This window comes from Pseudokineococcus lusitanus, from assembly GCF_003751265.1.
GTDB lineage: Bacteria > Actinomycetota > Actinomycetes > Actinomycetales > Quadrisphaeraceae > Pseudokineococcus > Pseudokineococcus lusitanus.
This window is the reverse complement of sequence record NZ_RJKN01000007.1, coordinates 147,464-168,993: the sequence shown is the minus strand read 5'-3', so window position 1 is coordinate 168,993 and position 21,530 is coordinate 147,464. Positions and strand designations below refer to the sequence as shown.

21 protein-coding genes are annotated in these 21,530 nt (G+C 77.1%); 10 read left to right on the top strand and 11 right to left on the bottom strand.

The genetic code is table 11. From position 1 onward, the window contains the following. Positions 1-95: 95 nt before the first annotated feature. On the bottom strand, positions 96-545 hold the full coding sequence (locus EDC03_RS13930) for a DUF3151 domain-containing protein (protein ID WP_123380847.1): 450 nt from the start codon (positions 543-545) through the stop codon (positions 96-98). Positions 546-688: 143 nt separating this feature from the next. Here EDC03_RS13930 and EDC03_RS13925 point away from each other — a divergent pair, with 143 nt between their 5' ends. Both EDC03_RS13925 and EDC03_RS13920 read left to right on the top strand, forming a co-directional pair. Next, the gene (locus EDC03_RS13925) at positions 689-1,045 is read left to right on the top strand and encodes an STAS domain-containing protein (protein WP_123380846.1); all 357 of its coding nucleotides are present in this window, start codon (positions 689-691) and stop codon (positions 1,043-1,045) included. Positions 1,046-1,156: 111 nt separating this feature from the next. Beyond that, entirely contained in the window at positions 1,157-1,600 is a 444-nt protein-coding gene (locus EDC03_RS13920; protein ID WP_123380845.1) for an STAS domain-containing protein, read from the top strand. Between the two features lie 134 nt (positions 1,601-1,734). On the opposite strand, the gene fbaA is transcribed toward EDC03_RS13920, so the two are convergent. Further along, positions 1,735-2,766, bottom strand: a complete 1,032-nt coding sequence (fbaA, locus tag EDC03_RS13915; RefSeq protein ID WP_123380844.1) for a class II fructose-bisphosphate aldolase — start codon at positions 2,764-2,766, stop codon at positions 1,735-1,737. A gap of 124 nt (positions 2,767-2,890) precedes the next feature. Beyond that, entirely contained in the window at positions 2,891-3,553 is a 663-nt protein-coding gene (locus EDC03_RS13910) for a TrmH family RNA methyltransferase (protein WP_199720267.1), read from the bottom strand. Positions 3,554-3,618: 65 nt separating this feature from the next. On the opposite strand from EDC03_RS13910, the gene EDC03_RS13905 reads away from it, so the two are divergent. Further along, the gene (locus tag EDC03_RS13905) at positions 3,619-4,428 is read left to right on the top strand and encodes an HAD-IIA family hydrolase (protein WP_123380842.1); all 810 of its coding nucleotides are present in this window, start codon (positions 3,619-3,621) and stop codon (positions 4,426-4,428) included. A gap of 164 nt (positions 4,429-4,592) precedes the next feature. Next, entirely contained in the window at positions 4,593-5,330 is a 738-nt protein-coding gene (locus tag EDC03_RS13900; protein ID WP_123380841.1) for a hypothetical protein, read from the top strand. Here EDC03_RS13900 and EDC03_RS13895 read toward each other — a convergent pair. After that, positions 5,309-5,836, bottom strand: coding sequence for a hypothetical protein (locus EDC03_RS13895; RefSeq protein WP_123380840.1), 528 nt, complete (start codon positions 5,834-5,836; stop codon positions 5,309-5,311). The genes EDC03_RS13900 and EDC03_RS13895 overlap by 22 nt on opposite strands. Before the next feature lie 90 nt (positions 5,837-5,926). Further along, entirely contained in the window at positions 5,927-6,568 is a 642-nt protein-coding gene (gene pyrE, locus EDC03_RS13890) for an orotate phosphoribosyltransferase (RefSeq protein ID WP_123380839.1), read from the bottom strand. An 80-nt stretch (positions 6,569-6,648) separates the two neighbouring features. On the opposite strand from pyrE, the gene EDC03_RS13885 reads away from it, so the two are divergent. Beyond that, entirely contained in the window at positions 6,649-7,494 is an 846-nt protein-coding gene (locus tag EDC03_RS13885; RefSeq protein WP_123380838.1) for a hypothetical protein, read from the top strand. Between the two features lie 9 nt (positions 7,495-7,503). Next, positions 7,504-8,025: a hypothetical protein gene (locus EDC03_RS13880; RefSeq protein WP_123380837.1), complete on the top strand. Its 522-nt coding sequence runs from the start codon at positions 7,504-7,506 to the stop codon at positions 8,023-8,025. Between the two features lie 11 nt (positions 8,026-8,036). Here EDC03_RS13880 and EDC03_RS13875 read toward each other — a convergent pair whose 3' ends face one another. Further along, the gene (locus EDC03_RS13875; protein ID WP_123380836.1) at positions 8,037-8,828 is read right to left on the bottom strand and encodes an exodeoxyribonuclease III; all 792 of its coding nucleotides are present in this window, start codon (positions 8,826-8,828) and stop codon (positions 8,037-8,039) included. A 124-nt stretch (positions 8,829-8,952) separates the two neighbouring features. Here EDC03_RS13875 and EDC03_RS13870 point away from each other — a divergent pair, with 124 nt between their 5' ends. Next, positions 8,953-9,717 carry an SDR family NAD(P)-dependent oxidoreductase gene (locus tag EDC03_RS13870; protein WP_123380835.1) on the top strand — a complete coding sequence of 255 codons (765 nt, stop codon included), beginning with the start codon at positions 8,953-8,955 and terminating at the stop codon, positions 9,715-9,717. 173 nt (positions 9,718-9,890) lie between these two features. Here the strand turns inward: EDC03_RS13870 and clpB are convergent, their stop codons facing one another. Then, complete coding sequence (gene clpB / locus EDC03_RS13865) at positions 9,891-12,617, bottom strand: ATP-dependent chaperone ClpB (protein WP_123380834.1); 2,727 nt, start codon at positions 12,615-12,617, stop codon at positions 9,891-9,893. 214 nt (positions 12,618-12,831) lie between these two features. Next, positions 12,832-14,502 carry an ABC-F family ATP-binding cassette domain-containing protein gene (locus tag EDC03_RS13860; RefSeq protein WP_123380931.1) on the bottom strand — a complete coding sequence of 557 codons (1,671 nt, stop codon included), beginning with the start codon at positions 14,500-14,502 and terminating at the stop codon, positions 12,832-12,834. Positions 14,503-14,835: 333 nt separating this feature from the next. Between EDC03_RS13860 and EDC03_RS13855 the strand changes: the two genes are divergently transcribed. After that, on the top strand, positions 14,836-15,891 hold the full coding sequence (locus tag EDC03_RS13855) for a DUF418 domain-containing protein (RefSeq protein WP_241967196.1): 1,056 nt from the start codon (positions 14,836-14,838) through the stop codon (positions 15,889-15,891). Positions 15,892-15,906: 15 nt separating this feature from the next. Here the strand turns inward: EDC03_RS13855 and EDC03_RS13850 are convergent, their stop codons facing one another. Beyond that, on the bottom strand, positions 15,907-16,659 hold the full coding sequence (locus EDC03_RS13850; RefSeq protein ID WP_422393828.1) for a TetR/AcrR family transcriptional regulator: 753 nt from the start codon (positions 16,657-16,659) through the stop codon (positions 15,907-15,909). A 135-nt stretch (positions 16,660-16,794) separates the two neighbouring features. Between EDC03_RS13850 and EDC03_RS13845 the strand changes: the two genes are divergently transcribed. Next, complete coding sequence (locus EDC03_RS13845) at positions 16,795-18,267, top strand: MFS transporter (RefSeq protein WP_123380929.1); 1,473 nt, start codon at positions 16,795-16,797, stop codon at positions 18,265-18,267. A gap of 43 nt (positions 18,268-18,310) precedes the next feature. Here EDC03_RS13845 and EDC03_RS13840 read toward each other — a convergent pair whose 3' ends face one another. Both EDC03_RS13840 and EDC03_RS13835 read right to left on the bottom strand, forming a co-directional pair. After that, positions 18,311-19,192 carry an LLM class F420-dependent oxidoreductase gene (locus tag EDC03_RS13840; protein ID WP_123380832.1) on the bottom strand — a complete coding sequence of 294 codons (882 nt, stop codon included), beginning with the start codon at positions 19,190-19,192 and terminating at the stop codon, positions 18,311-18,313. A gap of 13 nt (positions 19,193-19,205) precedes the next feature. Next, the gene (locus EDC03_RS13835; protein ID WP_199720264.1) at positions 19,206-20,138 is read right to left on the bottom strand and encodes a GGDEF domain-containing protein; all 933 of its coding nucleotides are present in this window, start codon (positions 20,136-20,138) and stop codon (positions 19,206-19,208) included. A gap of 214 nt (positions 20,139-20,352) precedes the next feature. Between EDC03_RS13835 and EDC03_RS13830 the strand changes: the two genes are divergently transcribed. Further along, complete coding sequence (locus tag EDC03_RS13830; protein WP_123380831.1) at positions 20,353-21,441, top strand: App1 family protein; 1,089 nt, start codon at positions 20,353-20,355, stop codon at positions 21,439-21,441. Positions 21,442-21,530 lie beyond the last annotated feature (89 nt).

Below are 21,530 nucleotides of genomic sequence, written 5' to 3'. Positions count from 1 at the left end.
TTCCTCGACGTCCGGCGGTCCTCCGCGGACCGCGCACGGCGCCCCGGGACGGCGGCGAGGCTACCGCGCGGGGCCGACGGCGCCCCCCGCGCCGCTCAGCCGGCGGGGAGCAGCTCGGCCGGGGCCGACGGGTCGCAGTCGGCGAGGAAGCGCGCGCAGCGGTCGGCCTCGTCCGCCTCGCCGACGAGGTCGGCGGCCCGGGCCAGCGCGGCGAGGGCGCGCAGGAAGCCCTGGTTGGCGCGGTGGGAGAAGGGCACCGGCCCGGCGCCCCGCCAGCCGGCCCGGCGCAGTGCGTCGAGCCCGCGGTGGTAGCCGGTGCGGGCGAAGGCGTAGGCCGGGACGACCTCGCCGTCGGAGAGTGCGTCCTCCGCGAGGACCGCCCAGGCCAGGCTCGCGGCGGGGGTCCGCGCCGCGATGGTCGCCGTGTCCTCGCCCCGGTCGAGCGCGGCGAGGACGGGGTCCTCGAGGTCGCCCGGCAGGAGGGTGGGCGGCGGGCCGCCCAGGAGGTCGCGGCCGTCGGGCGAGGGGGTCCCCAGAGCGCTCATGGCCCCATCCTGCCGTGCCGTGCGCGCCGCCGGACGGGTGGCGGGACCCGCCGCCGTGCCGCTCCCCGCGGGCGGGACCGCCCCGCCCGCACGTAACCTCCTGCGGTGAGCGCCTTCTCCGGGACCCAGGCGGTGACGCGGCCGTGATCGAGCTGTCGGCCACCCCCACCTCCGCCGTCGTGGTGGTGTCGGGGGACCTGGACCTGTCGACCCGGGACGAGTTCCCCGGCCTCGTCGCGCGGGTGAGCGGCCTGCGCCGCCAGCTCGTCGTCGTCGACCTGTGCCGCACCACGTTCCTCGACTCGACGGGCGCGGCCTTCCTCATCTCCCTCGCGGACTCCTCGCGCCGGCGCGGAGGCCTCACGGTCCTGCGGGGCGGCGACGACCGCGTCCTCTTCGTCCTCGAGGTCTGCGGCGCGCTCGACATGTTCCGCGTCGACGAGGCGCACCGGTGCGCGGACGACGACGCCACGAGCCCCTGGGCCCGCGTCCGCGGCTGACCCGGCCCGCCGCGCCCCGCCTGCTCCGCACGCCCCCGGCATCGTCTAGCGTGGTCGCGTCCTCGACGCGCCGTCGTCGGGGCACCGGAGCAGAACGGGTGGAGGGCCTGGATGTCGGGCGACGGTAAGACCGGGGCACCCCCCAGCGCGGGGACGACGACGACCTCCGAGGACGAGGTCGACGCGGGGTCCGTGCACGTCATCATGGGTCGCGCGAAGACGCGCATCGTCCTGTCGGGCGAGATCGACGCGCTCGTCAGCCCCGACCTCGTCGAGGCCGCCGCCGAGGCGGAGGACGCCGGACGGCCCGTCGAGGTCGACGCGCACCACGTGACCTTCATGGACTCCACGGGCGTGGCCTTCCTCGCCCGCCTGGCGTCGCGGTCGTCGTCGCGGCTGGTGCTCATCCGCCCGCCGGAGGTCGTCCGCTTCCTCATCGAGGTGACCTCGATCAACGACCTGCTCGACGTCGTCGACCACGACCCGGGCGTGGACGACTCCGTCCCGGAGCACTCCGGCGACGACGACCCCGACGGTCCCGACACCGCCGCCTGACGGTCGCCCGGCCCCCACGCACGACGAGAGGCCCCCTCCACGCGCTCGTGGAGGGGGCCTCTCGTCGTCCGGCCGCCGCGGAGTCGCCCCGCCGGACCGGACCGGCCGGGCGACGGGCCCGGCCGGTCGGCGTGTCAGGCCTGGTGGGTGCCGGCGCTGCGCAGGCCCTGGCAGGCGTCGACCACGCGGGCGGTGAGGCCGGCCTCGGCCGCCTTGCCCCACACGCGCGGGTCGTAGGTCTTCTTGTTGCCGACCTCGCCGTCGATCTTGAGGACGCCGTCGTAGTTCTTCAGCATGTGGTCGGCCACGGGGCGCGTGAAGGCGTACTGCGTGTCCGTGTCGATGTTCATCTTCACGACGCCGTGGTCGACGGCCGCGGTGATCTCCTCGGGCAGCGAGCCGGAGCCGCCGTGGAAGACGAGGAGGAACGGCTTGCCGTCGCCCTCGGGCTGGTACTTCTCGGCCACGGCCTTCTGCGCCTGGGCGAGGATCTCGGGGCGGAGCTTGACGTTGCCCGGCTTGTAGACGCCGTGGACGTTGCCGAAGGTGAGGGCCGCCATGTAGAGGCCCTTCTCGCCCAGGCCCAGCGCCTCGGCGGTGGCGAGGGCGTCGTCCTCGGTCGTGTAGAGGTGCTCGTTGATTTCGTTGGCGACGCCGTCCTCCTCGCCGCCGACGACGCCGATCTCGACCTCGAGGACGATGTGGGCCGCGGCGGCCTTCTCGAGCAGCTCGGCGCCGATGCGGAGGTTCTCGTCGAGCAGCACGGCCGAGCCGTCCCACATGTGCGACTGGAAGAGCGGCGCCTGCCCCTTGGCCACGCGCTCGGCGCTGATGTCGAGCAGCGGGCGCACGAAGCCGTCGAGCTTGTCCTTCGGGCAGTGGTCGGTGTGCAGGGCGATGTTGACGTCGTAGCGAGCGGCGACGACGTGCGCGTACTCGGCCAGCGCGACCGAGCCCGTGACCATGTCCTTGACGCCCTGGCCCGAGAGGTACTCGGCCCCACCGGTGCTGACCTGGACGATGCCGTCGCTGCCGGCGTCGGCGAAGCCCTTGATGGCCGCGTTGAGCGTCTGGCTGCTCGTGACGTTGATGGCCGGGTACGCGAAGCGGCCCTCCTTCGCGCGGTGCAGCATCTGCGCGTAGACCTCGGGGCTGGCGATGGGCATCTGCGACTCCTCGTCGTCGGTGGGTCGTCGGTGGGGCGTCGGGCGGGTCGACGGTCGGGCCCCGCGGCGGGCGGCCGCGACCGGGCCCGGTCGGGCGGATCCTTCCACGGCGGGGCGGGGCGGCCTACGGCTGCCGCGGCGGCACCTGGCCGAAGACGTGCCGGCGCACCCAGGCGTGCAGCGCGACGGCGGCGGCGGCGCCCGCGTTCACCGACCGCGTCGACCCCGCCTGGTGGATGGCGAGCACCCGCTCGCACGCCGCGACCGCCTCCGGCGTCAGGCCGCTGCCCTCCTGCCCGAGCAGCAGGACGAGGCGCTCCGGCAGGTCCGTCGTCTCGAGGGGGACCGCGCCGGGCACGTTGTCGACGCCGAGCAGCGGCAGCCCCTCGGCCGCGGCCCACGCGGCGAGCGCCGCCACGTCGGGGTGGTGGTGCACGTGCAGGTAGCGGTCGGTGACCATCGCGCCCCGCCGGTTCCACCGCCGCAGCCCGACGACGTGGACGCCCGCGGCGTTGACGGCGTTCGCCGTCCGCACCACCGAGCCGATGTTGAGGTCGTGACGCCAGTTCTCCACCGCGACGTGGACGCCGGCGCGGCTCCGGTCGAGGTCGTCGCGGACCGCCTCGGTCCGCCAGTACCGGTAGCGGTCGACGACGTTGCGGCGGTCGCCGGCGGCGAGCAGCTCCGGGTCGTACCGGTCGTCGTCGGGCCACGCGTCGCGGCCGCCGGGCCAGGGGCCGACGCCGACCTCGGGCGCGGGGGCGTCGTCCGCCGGGCCGTCCTGCACGCCACCAGCCTCGCGCACCGCCCGGGGCCCTGGTGCGGGCGGGGGCCGCGGAGGACGCTGGGGGCATGACCGAGGAGCAGGGCGTGCCGGCCGACGGACGCGACGGGCCGGAGATCGAGTGCTGGCTGACCGACATGGACGGCGTGCTCGTCCACGAGGGGCACGCGCTGCCGGGGGCGGCGGACTTCCTCCAGCGGCTCGTCGACCGCGAGCGCCGCTTCCTCGTGCTGACGAACAACTCGATGTTCACGCCGCGGGACCTGCGCGCGCGGCTCGCGGCGTCTGGGCTGCACGTGCCGGAGGAGAACATCTGGACGTCGGCGCTCGCGACCGCGCAGTTCCTCGCGCAGCAGGTCCCCGGCGGGTCCGCGTACGTCGTCGGCGAGGCCGGGCTCACGACGGCGGTGCACGAGGTCGGCTACACGATGACGACGTCGTCGCCGGACTACGTGGTGCTCGGCGAGACGCGCACGTACTCCTTCACCGCCATCACGACCGCCATCCGGCTCATCGAGGGCGGCGCCCGCTTCATCGCGACGAACCCCGACCCCACGGGCCCGTCCGCCGAGGGGCCGCTGCCGGCGACGGGCGCCGTGGCCGCGCTCATCACGCGGGCGACCAGGCGCGAGCCGTACGTCGTCGGCAAGCCCAACCCCATGATGTTCCGCAGCGCGATGAACCGGATCGAGGCGCACTCCGAGACGACCGCGATGGTCGGGGACCGGATGGACACGGACGTCGTCGCCGGCATCGAGGCGGGCCTGCAGACGACCCTCGTGCTCACGGGCTCGACCCGCCGCGAGGAGGTCGAGGACTACCCCTTCCGCCCGACGCGGGTGTGCGAGTCCATCGCGGACGTCGTGGACCTCGTCTGACGGCCGCCGCGGCCCCGTCCGGGCGGCGGGCGGCCCCGTCCGGGGCGGGTCGCCGAGGACGCCGGACGGGGCGGCCCGGCGCGGGCTACCGTCGCGCGTCCACCTGACGTCCACCCGCCGTCCACCTCCCGGCCACCCGCCGACGGGGCGGTGCGAGGAGACCCGTGCGCCTCACCGTCCCGCCCCGCGCCCTGCTGCTCCTCCTGCCCGTCGCCGTCCTGCTCGTGGGCGTCAGCGCGGCGATGCACCTCTGGGGCCTGGCCACGCCGGGCGGCGTGCCCTTCGACGGGTACGAGCGGCTGCTCCAGGTGCTCGACGCCGACGCGGAGACGACGCTGCCGACCTGGTTCTCCGCCGGCGTGCTGCTCGTCGGCGCGCTCCTCCTGCTCGACGCCGCCCGCACCGCCCGGGCCCTCGGCGACCGGGCCTGGCGGTCCTGGGCCGTCCTCGCCGCCGCCTTCGCCTACCTCTCCGCGGACGAGGGCAGCCGGCTGCACGAGGCCGGCTCCGCGCTGCTCGACCGGGCCGGCGTCGACACCGGGCTGCGCTTCTCCTGGGTCGTCGTGGCGCTGCCGCTCGTCGTCGCCCTCGCGGCGGCGATGGTGCCCTTCCTGCGCCGCCTGCCGCCGAGGACCGCCGGCACGCTGCTCCTCGCCGGGGCCTTCTACGTCGGCGGCGCCGTGGGCCTCGAGGTCCTCAGCGGGGCGGTGGTCGACGCCACGGCCGTCGGCAGCGCGCCCTACGTCCTCGTCTCGTCGCTCGAGGAGCTGTGCGAGATGGTCGGCGCCGTCCTGCTCGCGTGGGCGGTGGCCGACCACCAGGACCGCCTCCTCGGCGCCGACGGCACGGCCGTCCCGGTGGCCCGGGCGGCCGCCCCGGCTCAGCCGGCCGCGGCCTCGTAGACGGCGAGCAGCTCCGGCGAGCTCGCCGCGGTGGCGCCGCACGTGAGCACCTGGTCGCCCTGGGCCGCGACGAGGTAGGTGGCGCCGTCCTCGAGGCGGCCCGCCGAGAGCTCGCCCGGCACCTCGTCGTCGCCCTGCCGGACGCGGACCTGCTCGTCGGCACCGCCGAGGAAGTCGCGCGTCACGTCGAGGACGACGACGCCGTCCTCCTCCCCCACGACGACGCCCTCGACCGCGAGGTCGGCGCCCGCGAGGGTCTGCTCCCCCACCGGGGCGCAGGCCGCGGCGGGGCCGTCGGCCGCCGGCGCCTCGAGGACGACGGGGGCCGCGGCGGGGTCGTCCGCCGGGGCCGCCGCGGGCGACGTCCCGCCCGTCCCGCACCCGGCGAGCACGGCCGCCGCGACGGCCGCGACGAGGGCCGGGGCCGTCCGCGCCGCGCGGCGGGTGCCGGCGGCTCCGGAGGTGGGGGTGGGAGCGGGGGCGTGGGTGCGGCACCGGGTGGTCATGGCGTGCTCCTGCGCGGTCGGGGACGGCGGCGCCCCTGCGGCGTCCGCTCGCCCCTGGATGTCCGGCCGGGCGCGGCGCCTTACCGCCCGTCAGAGGAGGGGGCGGGCCGCCTCGCCCGACTGCCCGAGGCCCAGCTCGTCGAGGCCGTAGACGGCCAGGTAGTCGAGGCCCTCGGCCTCGATGCGCTCGCGGGCGCCCGTGTCCCGGTCCACGAGGACGGCCACGGCGAGCACCTCGGCGCCGTGGGCCCGGAGCGCCTCGACGGCGGTCATGACGGATCCGCCCGTCGTCATCGTGTCCTCGACGGCGACGACGCGGCGGCCCTCCACCGCGGGCCCCTCGACCTGGCGCTGCAGGCCGTGCGCCTTGCCCTGCTTGCGGACGACGAAGGCGTCGAGCGCGCGGCCCTCGGCCGCGGCGGCGTGGAGCATCGCCCCGGCGACGGGGTCGGCGCCCATCGTCAGGCCCCCGACGGCGTCGGGCGCGAGGCCGAGCCCGTCGACGAGGTCGAGCATGACCCGCCCCACGAGCGGGGCCGCCTCGTGGTGCAGCGTGATGCGGCGGAGGTCGACGTAGTAGTCCGCCTCGGCGCCGCTGGAGAGCGTGACGCGGCCGTGCACGACGGCGGTCTCGCGGATGAGCGCGAGGAGGCGCTCCCGGTCGTCCGCGGCGGCGACGGCGCGGCCCCCGAGGGCACCGGCGGGCTGCGAGGGGGTCTGCGGGGCGTCCACAGACGGTCAGGCTAGCCGCGTCGTCCCCCGTCGCGGCGCCACGACGGCGCTCCCGGGGGCGGTCGCGCCACGGTCCCCGGGTGGACACCGCCCCGGCCGTCGCCGACCCCGCGCCCCCTGCCGCCCCGCCCGGTGCCGGCGGCACCGCCGCCGAGCCGGCGCCGCCCTCGCCCGTGCGGGCGCTCGCCGTCGCGGTGGTCGCGGCCGCGCGGCGCCTGCAGGCCGCCGGGGAGCCGCTGGAGCCGCCCGCGCCCTCGTCGGCCGCCGCGCTCTGCGTCGTGGAGGCGGTGTGGGCCCCGCGGGTGGACGCGGGCACGACGGCGCGGGTGGTGGGGAGGTGCCGGGGCGTCCTGCCGCCGGACGCCGGGGCGGGCGACCTCGTCGCCGCGGTGGACGCCGCGGGCGGGCCGGCGGCGTGGGCGGCCGCGACCGCGACCCGGCACCGCGTCCTCCCCTCGCCGGAGGCCCCGCTCAAGGCCGAGGCGGCCCGGGCGGCGGCCGCCGTCCTCGTCGAGCACGGGCTGGCGTCGACCGCGGCGCTGGTCGGCCTCCTCGCGGCCGTCCGGGCCGACGACGAGGCAGCGCGGGGGCGGTGGGACGCCGTCCGGGGCGCCTGGTGCGCGGTCCCCGGCCAGGCGTCCGGGCGGTCCTGGCACCGGCTCCTCGTGCTCGCCGGCGCCGCGCACGTGGTGCCCGACGAGGACGTCCGCCGCGCGGTGGGGCGGGCGCTGCGCGAGCGGGGCGCCACCGGGTCCCGGGCGCCCGACCCCCTCGCCGCGGCACGCCTGCTCGAGGAGGCCGGCGAGGCCGTGGGCGCGTCGCCGCGCGAGGTCGACCACCTCGTGTGGCGCGACGAGCTGCGGCGCGGGCGGCGGCCGGCGGCGGCCTCGCCCGTCCCGCCCCCGCAGCCCCCCGGGGGGTGGTGAGGTGGGTCCGTGGACGACGGGCGGCAGCGCTACCCCGGCGGGCACCGCCTGCACGGCGTGCCCGGCCCCGTCGAGGCACGGCTGCGGGTCACCGCCCGGGGCCTCGCCGTGGGCCTCGTCGCGGGCGGGCTGCTCGCGGCGGCGGTCGCCGCGCTGCTGGCCGCCGTCACCGGCGCCACCGGCCCGCCACCGGCGACGCCGCCGGGCACCGTCACGACGGACATCACGCTCGCCGTCGTCCTCGTCGCCGCCGTCGTCGGCGCCGGGCTGGGGCTCGGCGCGCAGGTGGTCGCCGCCGTCGCCCTCGCGGTCCTCGGGCGCCGTGGCCGACCGGGGCGGAGGGCCGCGGGCGCCGCGCTGGCCCTGCCCCCGGCCGTGGCCGCCGGCGCGGGCGCCGCCGTCCTCGCGCAGCTCTTCGCCCTGGGGACCGGCCCCGCCGTGGGGACGGTCGCCGCCACGGCGGTCCTGGCCGGGGCGACGGCCGTCGCCGCCCGCGGCTGGTCGACCTCGCCGCCGACCCCGCCGCGGTGAGGCCCCGGCTCTCAGTCCCCGAGCTCGACGACGACGGGCGCGTGGTCGCTCGCGCCCTTGCCCTTGCGCTCCTGGCGGTCGATCGACGCGCCGGTGACGCGGGCGGCGAGCGCCGGCGAGCAGAGGGCGAAGTCGATGCGCATGCCCTCGCGGCGCGGGAAGCGCAGCTGCGTGTAGTCCCAGTACGTGTAGGTGCCCGGCCCCGGCGTGTGCGGGCGCACGACGTCGGCGTACCCGGCGTCGACGACGGCCCGGAAGGCCTCGCGCTCGGGCTCGGAGACGTGCGTGCTCGTGGCGAAGAGCGCCGGGTCCCAGACGTCCTCGTCCAGCGGGGCGACGTTCCAGTCGCCGCACAGCGCCACCTGGGCCTCGGGGTCGTCGGCGAGCCACTGCGCGCCGGCGTCGCGCAGCCGTGCCAGCCACTCGAGCTTGTAGACGTAGTGCGGGTCGTCGAGGGCGCGGCCGTTGGGGACGTAGAGGCTCCAGACGTCCACGCCGCCGCAGCGGGCGCCGACCGCGCGGGCCTCGGCCGCCGCCGGCTCGCCGAAGCCCGGCTGCCCGGGGAAGCCGACCCGCACGTCCTCCAGCCCGACCCGGGACAGCACCGCGACGCCGTTCCACTGGCTCAGGCCGTGGTGCGCGCTCTCGTACCCGGCGGCCCGCAGGGCCTCCTCGGGGAACTGCTCGTCCTTGCACTTGGTCTCCTGGACCGCGAGGACGTCGACGTCGCTGCGCTCGAGCCAGGCGACGAGCCGGTCGAGACGGGCGCGGACGGAGTTGACGTTCCAGGTCGCGATGCGCACGGACGGCGACGCTACCGGCGGCCTCCCAGGGGTGCCGCCCGGTGCCCGGGCCGTCCCGGGCGGCCCGAGGAGGACCTCACCGGGGCGGCACGGCCCGGGGCGCGACGGTCGCTACCGTCGCCCCATGGCGACGGCACTGGTCACGGGCGGCTCCTCCGGCATCGGCGAGGCCTTCGCCCGCGAGCTGGCCCGCCGCGGCCACGACCTCGTCCTCGTGGCCCGGGACCGCTCCCGCCTCGAGCGCACCGCGGAGGAGCTGCGCCGGCGGGCGGTCCACGTCGAGGTGATGACCGCGGACCTCGCCGACCGCGACGACGTCCGCCGCGTCGCCGAGCGTCTCGAGGACCCGGCGCGGCCGGTCGACCTCCTCGTCAACAACGCCGGCTTCGGCGTGCACGCCCGGCTGCTCGACGAGGACACCTCCGTGCACGAGCGCGCCCTCGACGTCATGTGCCGCACGGTGCTCGTGCTGGGCGGCGCCGCCGGGCGGGCCATGCGGGCCCGCGGCCACGGCGGGGTGCTCAACGTCTCCAGCGTCGCCGGCTACGCCACGATGGGCGGCTACTCGGCGGTGAAGTCGTGGGTGACCACGTACACCGAGAGCCTCTCGAACGAGCTGCGCGGCACCGGCGTCGCGGTCAGCGCGGTCTGCCCGGGCTTCGTCCGTACCGAGTTCCACGAGCGGGCGGGCCTGCGGATGAGCAGCATGCCCGACGTCGGCTGGCTCGACGCCGACGACGTCGTCGTCACCGCGCTCGACGACCTGGCCCGCGGTCGCGTGCTCTCGGTGCCGTCGCGGCGGTACGCCGTCGTCACCCAGCTGGCGCGCCACGCCCCGCGGGGCGTGGTCCGGTGGGCGTCGCGCGCGCTGGTGAGCTCGCGCAGCTGACCCCGGCGGAGGACGGCCCGGGCGCAGCAGGGCCGGCCATGGCTCCCCCCGCGGGCCACGGCCGGCCGTGGCGAGCGTAGGTCGGCCACCCGGCCCCGCCGGGCGCGATCGACGTCCGCCCGTGTCCCCACTTGTGAGGACACGGGCGGACGGACGGCCCCGGGGGCGGGGCGTCAGGCGCGGCGCCGGCGCAGGACGAGCCCGCCCCCCGCCCGCGCGGTCGCGCCCCCGAGGACCTCCTCGCCGGCGGGCGTGGCGGGCACCTCCCCCGCGGTGCCATTGCCCGTCGCCCCGGCCGCGGTCAGCTCGAGGACCCCGCCCGCGGCGACCCCCGTGCCGCCGTCGAGGTCCACGACGACGGTGTCGCCGTCGACCACCTCGCCCGCGAGCAGGGCCCGCGCCAGGCGGTCCCCGACCTCGCGCTGGACGAGCCGGCGCAGCGGCCGCGCGCCGTACGCCGGGTCGTAGGCCTCGAGCGCCAGCCACTCCCGCGCGGCCGGCGTCACCTCGAGCCCCAGACGGCGGTCGGCCAGCCGGGCGGCCAGCCGCTCGACCGCGAGCCCCACGATGCTGCCGAGCTCCTCGGTGCCCAGCGGGTCGAAGACGACGACCTCGTCGAGCCGGTTGAGCAGCTCGGGCTTGAAGGCCCGCTCCACCTCGGCCATCACCGCGCCGTGGCGTGCCTCGCGGGAGGCGGTCGGGTCGACGAGGTGCTGCGAGCCGAGGTTGCTCGTCATGACGAGCAGGGTCGTCCGGAAGTCGACCGTCCGGCCCTGGCCGTCGGTGAGGCGGCCGTCGTCGAGCACCTGCAGGAGCACGTCGAAGACGTCCGGGTGCGCCTTCTCGACCTCGTCGAGGAGGACGACGCTGTACGGGCGCCGGCGGACGGCCTCGGTGAGCTGGCCGCCCTGGTCGTACCCCACGTAGCCCGGAGGGGCACCGACGAGCCGTGCGACGGAGTGCTTCTCGCCGTACTCGCTCATGTCGATGCGGACCATGGCCCGCTCGTCGTCGAAGAGGAAGTCGGCGAGCGCCTTCGCCAGCTCGGTCTTGCCGACGCCGGTGGGGCCGAGGAAGAGGAAGGAGCCCGTGGGGCGGTCGGGGTCGCCGATGCCCGCGCGGCTGCGCCGGACGGCGTCGCTGACGGCCTCGACGGCGCGGCGCTGGCCGACGAGCCGGCGGCCGAGCACCTCCTCCATCCGCAGGAGCTTGTCGCGCTCGCCCTCCAGCAGGCGGCCGGCGGGGATGCCGGTCCACATGGCGACGACGTCGGCGACGTCGTCCGCCCCCACCTTCTGGGCGACCATCGGCTCGTTCGCGCCGATCTCCTCCTCCTGCGCCTGCGCCGCCTCGAGCTCGCGCTCGAGCGCGGGGACGTCCTGGTAGCGCAGCCGCGAGGCCGTCTCCCAGTCGGTCTCGCGCACGGCGCGGTCGGCGTCCGAGCGCAGCGCCTCCAGCCGGGCGAGCAGCTCGCCGACCCGGTTGACGCCGCTCTTCTCGCGCTCCCACCGGGCGGACAGCCCGGCGAGCCGCTCGCGGCGGTCGGCGAGGTCGGCACGCAGCCGCTCGAGGCGCTCGGCCGCGCCGGGGTCGTCCTCGGCCGCCTTGCCGAGCGCCATCTCCTCCATGACGAGCCGGTCGACGGAGCGGGCGAGCTCGTCCACCTCGACGGGCGAGGAGTCGAGCTCCATCCGCAGCCGCGACGCCGCCTCGTCGACGAGGTCGATCGCCTTGTCGGGCAGGCGGCGTCCGGTGATGTAGCGGTCGGACAGCGTGGCCGCGGCGACGAGCGCACCGTCGGTGATGGTGACCTTGTGGTGCGCCTCGTACCGCTCCTTGAGGCCGCGCAGGATCGTCACGGTGTCGGCGACGTCGGGCTCGCCGACGAAGACCTGCTGGAAGCGGCGCTCGAGCGCCGGGTCCTTCTCGATGCGCTCGCGGTACTCGTCGAGCGTCGTCGCCCCCACCAGCCGGAGCTCGCCGCGGGCGAGCATCGGCTTGAGCATGTTGCCGGCGTCCATCGAGCCGTCCCCGCCGCCGCCCGCGCCGACGACGGTGTGGAGCTCGTCGATGAAGGTGACGACCTCGCCGCCCGAGCCCTGCACCTCGGCGAGGACGGCCTTGAGCCGCTCCTCGAACTCGCCGCGGTACTTGGCGCCCGCGACCATCGCCGCCAGGTCGAGCGAGATGATCCGCTTGCCGCGCAACGACTCCGGCACGTCGCCGTCGACGACGCGCTGCGCGAGGCCCTCGACGACGGCGGTCTTGCCGACGCCGGGCTCGCCGATGAGGACGGGGTTGTTCTTCGTGCGGCGCGAGAGCACCTGGACGACACGGCGGATCTCGGCGTCACGGCCGACCACGGGGTCCAGCTTGCCCTCGCGGGCGGCGCGGGTGAGGTCCACGCCGTACTTCTCGAGCGCCTGGTAGGTGCCCTCGGGGTCCGGCGTCGTGACCTTCGCGCCGCCGCGGACCTGCGGCAGCGCCTCGAGCAGGGCGTCGCGGGACGCCCCGGCGCCGCGCAGGAGCTCGCCGACGCCGTCCGTGCCGGCCGCGAGCGCGAGCAGCAGGTGCTCGGTGGACACGTAGGAGTCACCGAGCGCCCGCATCTCCTGCTGCGCGAGCGGCACGGCGGCGAGGGCGCCGCGCGACAGCTGCGGCTGCGCGACGCTGCTGCCGGACGTGCGCGGCAGCGCGGCGACGAGCGCCTGCGCCTGCCGGCGGACGTCGGCCGGGGCCGCCCCGACGGCCTCGAGCAGCCCGCCGACGACGCCCTTCGCGTCGGCGAGCAGGGCGTCGAGCAGGTGCGACGTCTCGACCTGGGGGTTGCCGGCCCCCGCCGCCGCCTGGACGGCGGTGGTGATGGCCTCGCGGGTGCGGGTGGTGAAGTCGGCGTCCAAGCGCTGCCTCCTCGTGCGTGCCGGGTGGCCCGGCGGTGTGGCCTGTCGACCTCACGGTCGAGAGTTGAGTCTACGTCGCTCAACCTTGCTCGGCGCGTCGCTGTTCCCGACAGCCGGCCGCCCGGTCGGCGGCGACGCGGGGCGTCCTCGACCGGTGGCTCGGGCGTGGTCCGCCACCGCGGTGCCGTCGCCGTGCCACGTGGCCGTGCCCCTGTCACCTCCGGGTCGGCCCGGGTGCGGCGGTGAGGTGCTGGTGCGGCCAGTCGGTGAGGTCGCGGAGCACCTGGCGGTCGTGGGTGGCGACGAGGACGGCGGCGCCGGTGGTGCGCAGGGCTCGGGTGAGCTCGTCGACGAGGGCGGCCGAGAGGTGGTTGGTCGGTTCGTCGAGCAGGACGACGTTGGGGCGGGCGGTCAGCTCCAGCGCCAGGTGCAGGCGGCGGCGCTGGCCCTCGGACAGGCGGGCGACGGGGGTGCGCAGGGCTTCCCGGTCGAGCAGCCCGAGCGCGCCCGGTCCGACGACGTGCCCGTGCGGGAGCGACAGCTGTGCGGCGTGGCGCTCGTAGACCTCTCCGGCGGTGGCGCGGGAGCCGGCGTCGCGGTCCCACGCCGGGACCTCCTGGGACAGGTAGCCCAGGTTCGTCGCGGGGCTGCGGGTGACGCGCCCGGTCGTGGGCTCGGTGCGGGCGGCGAGGACGTCGAGGAGGGTGGACTTGCCGGCGCCGTTCTCGCCGGTGACCACGAGCCGGTCGCCGGCGTGCAGGTCGAGGGTGACCGCGTGGTCGAGGCGGCCGGTGACGGTGACGTCCTCGGCGCTGAGCAGCCGGGCGCCGGGGCGGGCGCCGAGGTCGGGCCACCGCAGCTGCAGCGGCGGTGAGGGCACGGTGATCTCGTGCGCGTCGAGCGCGGCCTGCTGGCGGTGCAGGGCTTGGACGACGCCGGGCGCGCGGGACTGGCGCTGGTGCTTGCCGGTGCCCTTGTCCGGGCGCCACCCGGTGCTCAGGCGGTCCTGGGCCTGGGCGACGGCCCCGCGCAGGCGTCGGTGCTCGTCCTGCTGGGCGGCGTGCTCGGCGGCCCACCGCTCTCGGTCGCGGCGTCGGCCGTCCTGCCAGGCGTCGTAGCCGCCGGCGTACAGGGTGGGGGTGCCGTCGCGGCTGGGGTCGAGGTCGAGGTACTCGGTGGCGACGTCGGCCAGCAGGGCCCGGTCGTGGCTGACCAGGGCCAGCCCGCCGTGGTGCTCGCGCAGCCGGTCGGTCAGGAACGCGAGGCCGGTGGCGTCGAGGTGGTTGGTGGGCTCGTCGAGCAGCAGCAGGTCGTGGTGGGCGCCGAGCAGGCAGGCCAGGCGCACCCGGTAGCGCTGCCCGACCGAGAGGGTGTCCAGGCGCCGGTCGCGGTCGGTGCAGGCGCCGAGGGCGTCCAGGGCGATGTCCAGGCGCCGCTCGGCGTCCCAGGCGTCCAGGCGGGTGGCCTCCTCGAGGGCGGCGGCGTAGCGGTCGTCGGCGCCGGGCGTGCCGTCGACGAGGCCGGTGGTGGCCCGGTCCATCGCGCCCAGCGCCGCGATCGGTGCGCTCAACGCCGCCGAGGTGAGGGTCCCGACGGTGGTCCCGGGATCGACGTCGAGCTCCTGGCGGGCCAGGCCGACCGTCCCGGAGCGGGTCACGGTGCCGTGGTCGGGGGTCAGCAGCCCCGCCAGGACGTGCAGCAGCGTGGTCTTCCCGCGGCCGTTCTCCCCGACGACGGCGAGTCGTGACCGGGCGGAGACGGTGACGGTGACGTCGGTCAGGACCCGGCGCGCGCCGCGGGTGATGCCGACGGACTCGGCGCGCAGGTGCGCGCTGCCGCCGGCCGAGAGGGCGTCGGCGGGGCCGACGTCGGTGCGGGCGGACAGGGGCAGGGGTGTGGCGGGGACGTCAGGCACGGGGGTGCTCCACAGCTCGTCGTCGAGCCGGGCAGCGCAGCAGGGGCCGCCCGGCGGGGAACCGGGACGGCGAGCGCGGGTCGGGTCAGGAGGGCGCCGCCGTCAGGCGACGACGCGCACCTTCTGCGACCATGGGCCGCACGCGGGAGAGCACATACCTCGACGCTAGCACCGGCCTCGCCGCCGGCTCCCGAGCGTTCGCGTGCGGGTAGGACCAAGGGATGAGGGCGCCCGCCCTCACCGACGTCGAGAGCAGACGTGGGTCGGACGCGGCCGTGCGTCCCCCGATGACACGGTCCCGGGGTGACGACGAATCCCCACGTGCCGACACCCGTCCCCGCCCGCGTCCATGTCCCGAGCGGCAGCGCCCGACCGCGCATCGTGGCCCTCGACGTGCTCCGCGGCGTCGCCCTGTGCGGGATCCTCCTCGTCAACATCGGCCCCGTCACCGGCTTCGGACGGGAGCTCCCGCCGTCGCCGGCGACCCTCGACGACCCCAGCGGCTGGCTGCAGCTGCTCGTGCAGCAACGCTTCTTCCCCCTCTTCTCGCTGCTCTTCGGCATCGGGTTCTCCCTCATGCTCGAGTCGGCGCGGCGGCGCGGCGCCCCGGCCCGTCTCGTGCTGCTGCGACGGCTGCTGGTGCTGCTGCCGCTGGGGCTGCTGCACCAGCTGGTGCACCCCGGCGAGGCGCTGACCCCGTACGCGGTCGTGGGCCTGCTCGTGCTCCTGCCCTCGACGTGGCTGCCCCGCTGGGCCGTCGCCGTGGGGGCCGCCGTGCTGCTGCCCGTCGTGGTCGGCCTCACCAGCGGGGGGCTGCTGCTCGTCCCTGGCCTCTTCCTGCTCGGCTCGGCCCTCGTGCGGTACGGCGTCGTCGACCGGTGGGGCACCAGCGCCCGCGGGCCGGCGGTGCTGCTCGTCCTCTTCGCCGCGGTGGCGGCACCGGCCCTCGTGCAGCAGGCGGGCACCGTGGCGCAGTCGGGCTTCTCGACCTCCTCGGCCGTCGCGGGGCTGGCCCTCGCCGGCGTCTACGCCACCGCGGTGCTGCTGCTCCTCCGCACCCGGGCGCGGCGAGCGCTGGAGGTCGTCTTCGCCCCGCTGGGCCGGATGGCGCTGACGAACTACCTCGTCGCCACGCCCCTCGTGCTGCTCGCCGGGCGCGCGCTCGACTGGCGGGCCGGCGAGCCGTGGGCCCAGCTGTTCGCCGTCGCCGCCGGCGTCCTCGTCCTCCAGTGGGTCGTCTCGACCCTCTGGCTGCGCCGCTACCCGCAGGGACCGCTCGAGCACCTGTGGCGGACGGCGACCTGGTGGCAGGCCCAGCCCCTGCGCCGCCCCGCCGCACCCACCACCTCGGCGACGTAGCGCCGGCCGCGCCCCTCAGCCCCGGGAGGCGCGCAGGCGCACCCCCGCGAGCAGGAGGTCCAGCCCCGCGCGGAACTGCTCCCCGTCGTCGTGGGTGGCGAACTCCTCGAGCACCAGGTGCACGAAGGGGAACGCCGCCTCGTCGAGGCCGCGCCACCGCTCGACGACGTCGCCGAGTCCCGCGTCGCGGCCGTCCGCGTCGGCGTCGGCCCGGGGCGTGCGCCCCAGGTCGGCGGCGGTGCCGATGACGAAGCCCATCACGGCCGACACGGCCTCGAAGGTCGGGCGGGGCGCCATCCCCAGCCTCATCACCTGCTGCCCGAGCCGCTCGTAGAGCAGCAGGCCGTTCGGCTGCAGCTCCGCGTCGCGGAGGAAGTAGGCACCCAGCCACGGGCGGGTGACCAGCGCGTCGAAGAGGGACACGGCGATGGCCCGGACGTCGTCGACCGGGTCCTCGGAGCCGGTGCGGCGATCCGTCGCCGCGAGGACCGAGGCGAGCACGTGGTCGCTGGCCCGGTCGACGAGCTCGTCCTTGCCGGAGACGTACCAGTAGATGCTGCCGACCCCGCCGCCCAGCCGGGCGGCGAGCGCGCGGAAGGTCAGCGCCTGCTCCCCCGCCTCGTCGAGCAGGGCGACGGCCTCGGCGACCACGGCCTCCAGGGAGTGCGAGGCGCGGCGCCGGGGTGCGCGCCCGCCGGTCCCGCCACGGCCACCGGGGCGCTCGGGCCGGGACCTGCGTGGGCTCTCCGGGTCGGCCATGGCCCTCATCCCACCACAGCCTGGACACCGGACCGAACGTCGTTCTACAGTCTCGAACGTCGTTCGGTACGGACGGCCCCCACCGAGAGGAGAGACGCCGTGAGCCCCAGCACCCCGCCCGCCCAGACGCCCCTGACGCCCCCGATGCCCCTGACGCCGGCCGCGGCGACGACGGCCCCCACCACGTACACGTCGCTGCGCGCGGCGTGGGTCCCGCTGCTCGCGCTGTGCCTGGCCTTCTTCGTGGAGATGGTCGACAACACGCTGCTGACGATCGCCCTGCCGACCATCGGCCGGGACCTGGGAAGCGGCACCACCGCCCTGCAGTGGGTGACGGGCGCCTACTCGCTCACCTTCGGCGGGCTGCTGCTGACGGCCGGCTCGGCCGCCGACCGGCTCGGCCGCCGGCGGGTGCTCCTCGTCGGCCTGGCCACCTTCGGCCTCGTCAGCCTGCTCGCCGCGCTCGTGACGACCGCGGGCGAGCTCATCGCCCTGCGCGCCGCCCTCGGCGTCGCCGCCGCGATGATGGCGCCGATCACCAACTCCCTGGTGTTCCGCCTCTTCGACGACGAGGCGCTGCGCATGCGCGCCATGACCGTGATGATCGTCGTCGGCCTGAGCGGGTTCGTCCTCGGCCCGCTGCTCGGGGGCACGGCCCTCGCCCACGTCGGCTGGGAGTGGCTGCTGGTGGTCAACGCGCCGGTCGCGCTCGTCGCCTGGGTCGGCGTGCGCCGCGGCGTCGCCGCCGACCGCCCCGAGGACCTCACCACCGACCGCCTCGACCTGCCCGGCGCCCTGCTCTCCACCGCCACGATCGGCCTGGCGTGCTGGACGCTGACGAGCGGCGTCGAGCACGGCTGGCTCTCCCTGGCCACCACCGGCTCCGCCCTGGGAGCGGTCCTCGCCCTCACCGCCTTCGTGCGCCACGAGCGCCGGACGCCGCAGCCGATGCTCGACCTCGCCGTCTTCCGCGACGGCACGGTCCGCGGCGCGGCCGTCGCCCAGGTCGGCACGTCGATCGCCATGGCCGCGGTGATGTTCAGCCTCGTCCTGCACTTCCAGTACGCCTACGGCTGGACCCCCGTCCGGGCCGGCCTGGCCAACCTGCCGGTCATCCTCACGATGATCGCCGCGACGCCGGTCTCCGAGCGGCTCGCGCAGCGGCTCGGCCACCGGGTCGCCTGCCTCGTCGGCGCCGGGCTCCTCACCGCCTCCCTGGCGGGCCTGGCCGTCGGCGTCGACCACGGCTACCCGGTGATCGCCGCCTGCCTGGTCGTCATGACCGTCGGGCTGCGCACGGTGATGACCATCTGCGCCGTCGCCCTCGTCAGCGCCGCACCGGCCGACCGCACGTCCCTGGCCGCCTCCCTCAACGACACCGCGCAGGAGGTCGGCACGAGCGTCGGCACCGCCGTGGTCGGCACGCTGATCGCCACCCTGGTCACCGCCACCCTGCCCGCCGGCACGTGGAGCACCGAGCTGGTGACGGCCTTCTTCCACGGCGAGCGGGTCGCCTTCGCCGCCCTGGCCGTCGTCGTCGGTCTCCTCGCCGGGCTCGGCGCAAGGACGCTGACCAGCTCCCGCTCCACCGAGGAGCCGGCCGCGGCGTCCGCGTGAGGGCCGCGCCACCGCGCGGGCGGGGCGTCGCGGTCGCGGCGCCTCAGAGCCCGGCCAGCCGCGCCCCGACCTCGCCGCCCACCCGGGTGACCCACGCGGGCAGGTCGGGGCCGGCGGAGCCCACCCACACCGTCGTGACGCCGAGGTCGGCGTAGGCGCCCATCGCCGCCACGAAGGCGTCGGGGTCGGCGAGCGGGTCGGTCCCGGTGACGACGGTCCGGGTCACCTCGGCCGGGTCCCGCCCGACGTCCTCGCAGTGCCGGTCCAGCACCGCCAGCTTGTGGGCGACGACGTCGGGACCCGCGTCGAAGAGGTTGCACGCGTCCGCGTACCGGGCCACCAGGCGCAGCGTCTTCCGCTCCCCCATCCCCCCGACGAGCACCGGCGGCCCGGCGAGCCGCCCGGCCGCCTGCAGCGGTCGCGGCACGCAGAGGGTCTCCGCGAGCCGGTGGTGACGGCCGGCGAAGGGACCGACCTCCTCGCCCCACATCTGCCCGCAGATCGCGAGCGCCTCCTCCAGCCGCTCGAAGCGCTCCGCGACGGGCGGGAACGGCACGCCGAGGCCGAGGTGCTCGCGCTCGTACCAGGCGGCGCCGATGCCGAGCAGCGCACGACCGCCGGAGAGCACGTCGAGGGTGGCCACGGTCTTGGCGAGCAGCCCGGGGTGGCGGTAGGTGACCCCGGTGACCAGCAGCCCGAGCCGGAGGCGCTCGGTCCGCCCGGCGAGGTAGCCGAGGGTCGTGTACCCCTCGAGCATCGGGTCGGTGGCCGGGGCCAGCGCGTCCATCTGGAACCAGTGGTCCATCAGCGTCAGCGTCGTGAAGCCGGCGTCCTCCGCGGCGCGGGCGGTGGCGGAGAGACCGGCCGGGAGGTGCTCGGGGGCGCCGAAGCCGGTGAAGTCGGCGACGTGCAGGGCGAGGTCCATGCCCGCAGTGTGGTCACCGCCCGCGGGCCCGGACCCGACGGCGGGCGGTCTTGGCCCGGTACATGCGCCGGTCCGCGGCCCGCAGGACCTCGTCGGCGTCGCTCCCCGGCGGGCCGAGCGCCCAGCCGGTGCTGGCCCCGACCTCGACGGCCCCGACCTGCGCGGCCCCGCCGGCGGCGTCGCGGAGGTCGACGGGCCGCGAGAGCGCGACCCGCACGTCCTCGGCGAGCGCCGCCAGGCGGCCGCGGTCGGCGCCGGGGCTGACGACGACGAACTCGTCGCCGCCGAGGCGACCGACCAGCTCGCCCGGCGCGGCGGCCGCGGTCAGGCGGCGCGCGACCTCGACGAGGAGCTGGTCGCCGGCGTGGTGCCCGTCGCGGTCGTTGACGGCCTTGAAGCCGTCCAGGTCGCAGAAGAGCACCCCCGCTCCGGGGCCGTCGTCGGCCAGGGCCTCGTGCAGCCGCGCCACGAGGCGGCGTCGGTTGGCCAGGCCGGTCAGCGCGTCGGTCTCCGCACGACGGCGCAGCCGCTCCTCCTCGCGGCGCTGCTCGGTGACGTCCACGCCCACCAGCGACTCCGCGCAGGGGCGCCCGTCCTCGTCGAGGAGCACGTCGACCTGCATCGAGATGCGTCGACGTCCGCCGTCGCGGCCCGTCCAGTCGCCCTCGACGGTGAAGTGCTCGCCCGTGGCCATCGCCCGGGTGAAGTCGGCGTGGGCGCGGGGGCGGTCTTCGGGGACGACGAAGGTCTCCCAGAACGGACGGGCGGCCAGCTCCTCGGGCGTCCAGCCGGTGGCGGCGGTCATGGCCGGGTTGGCGACGAGGACGTGGCCGTCCGGCCCGATGACGAGCAGGAGCGCCCGGCTGCCGGCGAAGGCGGCCGCCATGAGGGCGTGGTCGGACGCGGCGCCCGCGGGCGCCGGGAACCTGCGGCTCGGACCGTCCACCGCTCCCCCTCCGTCAGCCGGCGTCGCGCACGCCGACGACCTCCCATCGGCACCGCGGGGAGGCTCCTGACGCCCGTCACGCCTGCGCCGCAGCGCGACCCGGCACGAGCACCCGTCCGCCGCCCCCACGGGCGGGGCTGCGCGAGAGGGCTCACCGGTGCCTCGACGAACCACCTCCCTCCGGCGCCGCCGGGCCGACCGGCAGACTCCCGGGATGACCAGCGCCGGAGGACCTCCCCCGACCGGGGCCCGCGACGACGGCGACGAGGTCGACCCGCTCCCCCGCTCGCGCGCGGGTGCGGCCCTCTTCCGCCTCGGCCGTGCCCGCCGCGACGTCCTCGCGGCCGTGCTGCGGCGGCGGGGCTGGACCTACGCCGTCCTGCCGTACCCGGGCTACGGCGTCGACGGGAGCGCCCGCGTCTTGGCCCGCGTCGTCCTCGCCGCCCCGGGGCGCGAGCCGAGCACGGTCCGCGGCGTCGCCGGCTGGCGCCGCCTCGTGACCCTCCAGCGGTCCCGCGTCGCCGTCGAGGTCTCCGCCGCCGGCCAGGACACCGTCCACGAGGTCCGCAGCGGCCCGGGCGGCTTCGTCGACGCCGTCCTGCCGTGGTCCTTCGCGCCGGGCGAGCGCACCGTGACTTTCCGCGTCGGGGACCGCGATCCCGTCGAGGCGCCGGTGCACGTCGCGGACCCGGAGGCCCGCACCGGGATCGTCTGCGACGTCGACGACACCGCCCTCGTCACCGGCCTCGAGCACCCCCTCGGCGCCGCGTGGCGGACGATGAGCCGCGCCTTCGCCCTGCGGGCCCCCGTCGAGGGCATGGCCGACCTGCTCGTCGCGGCCCACGCCGAGCACGGCAGCGACCACAGCCCGGTCGTCTACCTCAGCACCGGCCCCTGGAACTTCAACGGCCCGCTGGCCCGCTTCCTCGACCGCCACGGCTTCCCGGCGGGCCCCCTCCTCCTCACCCACTGGGGGCCGTCGGACGCCGGCGTCTTCCGCGACGGCCGGGCGCACAAGCGGCGCAGCCTCCAGCGCCTGCGGGCCGACTTCCCCGGGGTGCGGTGGCTCCTCGTCGGCGACGACGGGGAGAACGACCCCGAGGTCTACGCCGACTTCGCCCGCGAGCACCCGCAGCACGTCCTGGCCGTGGCGCTGCGGCAGGTCGGTCCACGGGCCGCCGCGACCGCGGGCGACGCCGCGGTCGGCACCGTCGACGGCACCCGGGTGCCGGAGGTGCGCGGGACGGACGGCCACCGGCTGCTCCGGGGCCTGCGCGCCGCGGTCCCCTCCGACCCCGCGTGAGGACGACCGGCCGACGGGAGCGCGACGTGTGCCCGAGGACACGGTGCGGTGACGATCTCGGCCCGAGCCCTTCTCAGGACGTCGCCGGT

Excerpts from the sequence above, each read along its gene's own strand:
- EDC03_RS13930 (WP_123380847.1), bottom strand. The coding sequence starts at position 545 with ATGAGCGCTCTGGGGACCCCCTCGCCCGACGGCCGCGACCTCCTGGGC.
- EDC03_RS13920 (WP_123380845.1), top strand. The coding sequence starts at position 1,157 with ATGTCGGGCGACGGTAAGACCGGGGCACCCCCCAGCGCGGGGACGACG.
- fbaA (WP_123380844.1), bottom strand. The coding sequence starts at position 2,766 with ATGCCCATCGCCAGCCCCGAGGTCTACGCGCAGATGCTGCACCGCGCG.
- EDC03_RS13905 (WP_123380842.1), top strand. The coding sequence starts at position 3,619 with ATGACCGAGGAGCAGGGCGTGCCGGCCGACGGACGCGACGGGCCGGAG.
- EDC03_RS13895 (WP_123380840.1), bottom strand. The coding sequence starts at position 5,836 with ATGACCACCCGGTGCCGCACCCACGCCCCCGCTCCCACCCCCACCTCC.
- EDC03_RS13870 (WP_123380835.1), top strand. The coding sequence starts at position 8,953 with ATGGCGACGGCACTGGTCACGGGCGGCTCCTCCGGCATCGGCGAGGCC.
- EDC03_RS13850 (WP_422393828.1), bottom strand. The coding sequence starts at position 16,659 with ATGAGGGCCATGGCCGACCCGGAGAGCCCACGCAGGTCCCGGCCCGAG.
- EDC03_RS13845 (WP_123380929.1), top strand. The coding sequence starts at position 16,795 with ATGCCCCTGACGCCGGCCGCGGCGACGACGGCCCCCACCACGTACACG.
- EDC03_RS13840 (WP_123380832.1), bottom strand. The coding sequence starts at position 19,192 with ATGGACCTCGCCCTGCACGTCGCCGACTTCACCGGCTTCGGCGCCCCC.
- EDC03_RS13830 (WP_123380831.1), top strand. The coding sequence starts at position 20,353 with ATGACCAGCGCCGGAGGACCTCCCCCGACCGGGGCCCGCGACGACGGC.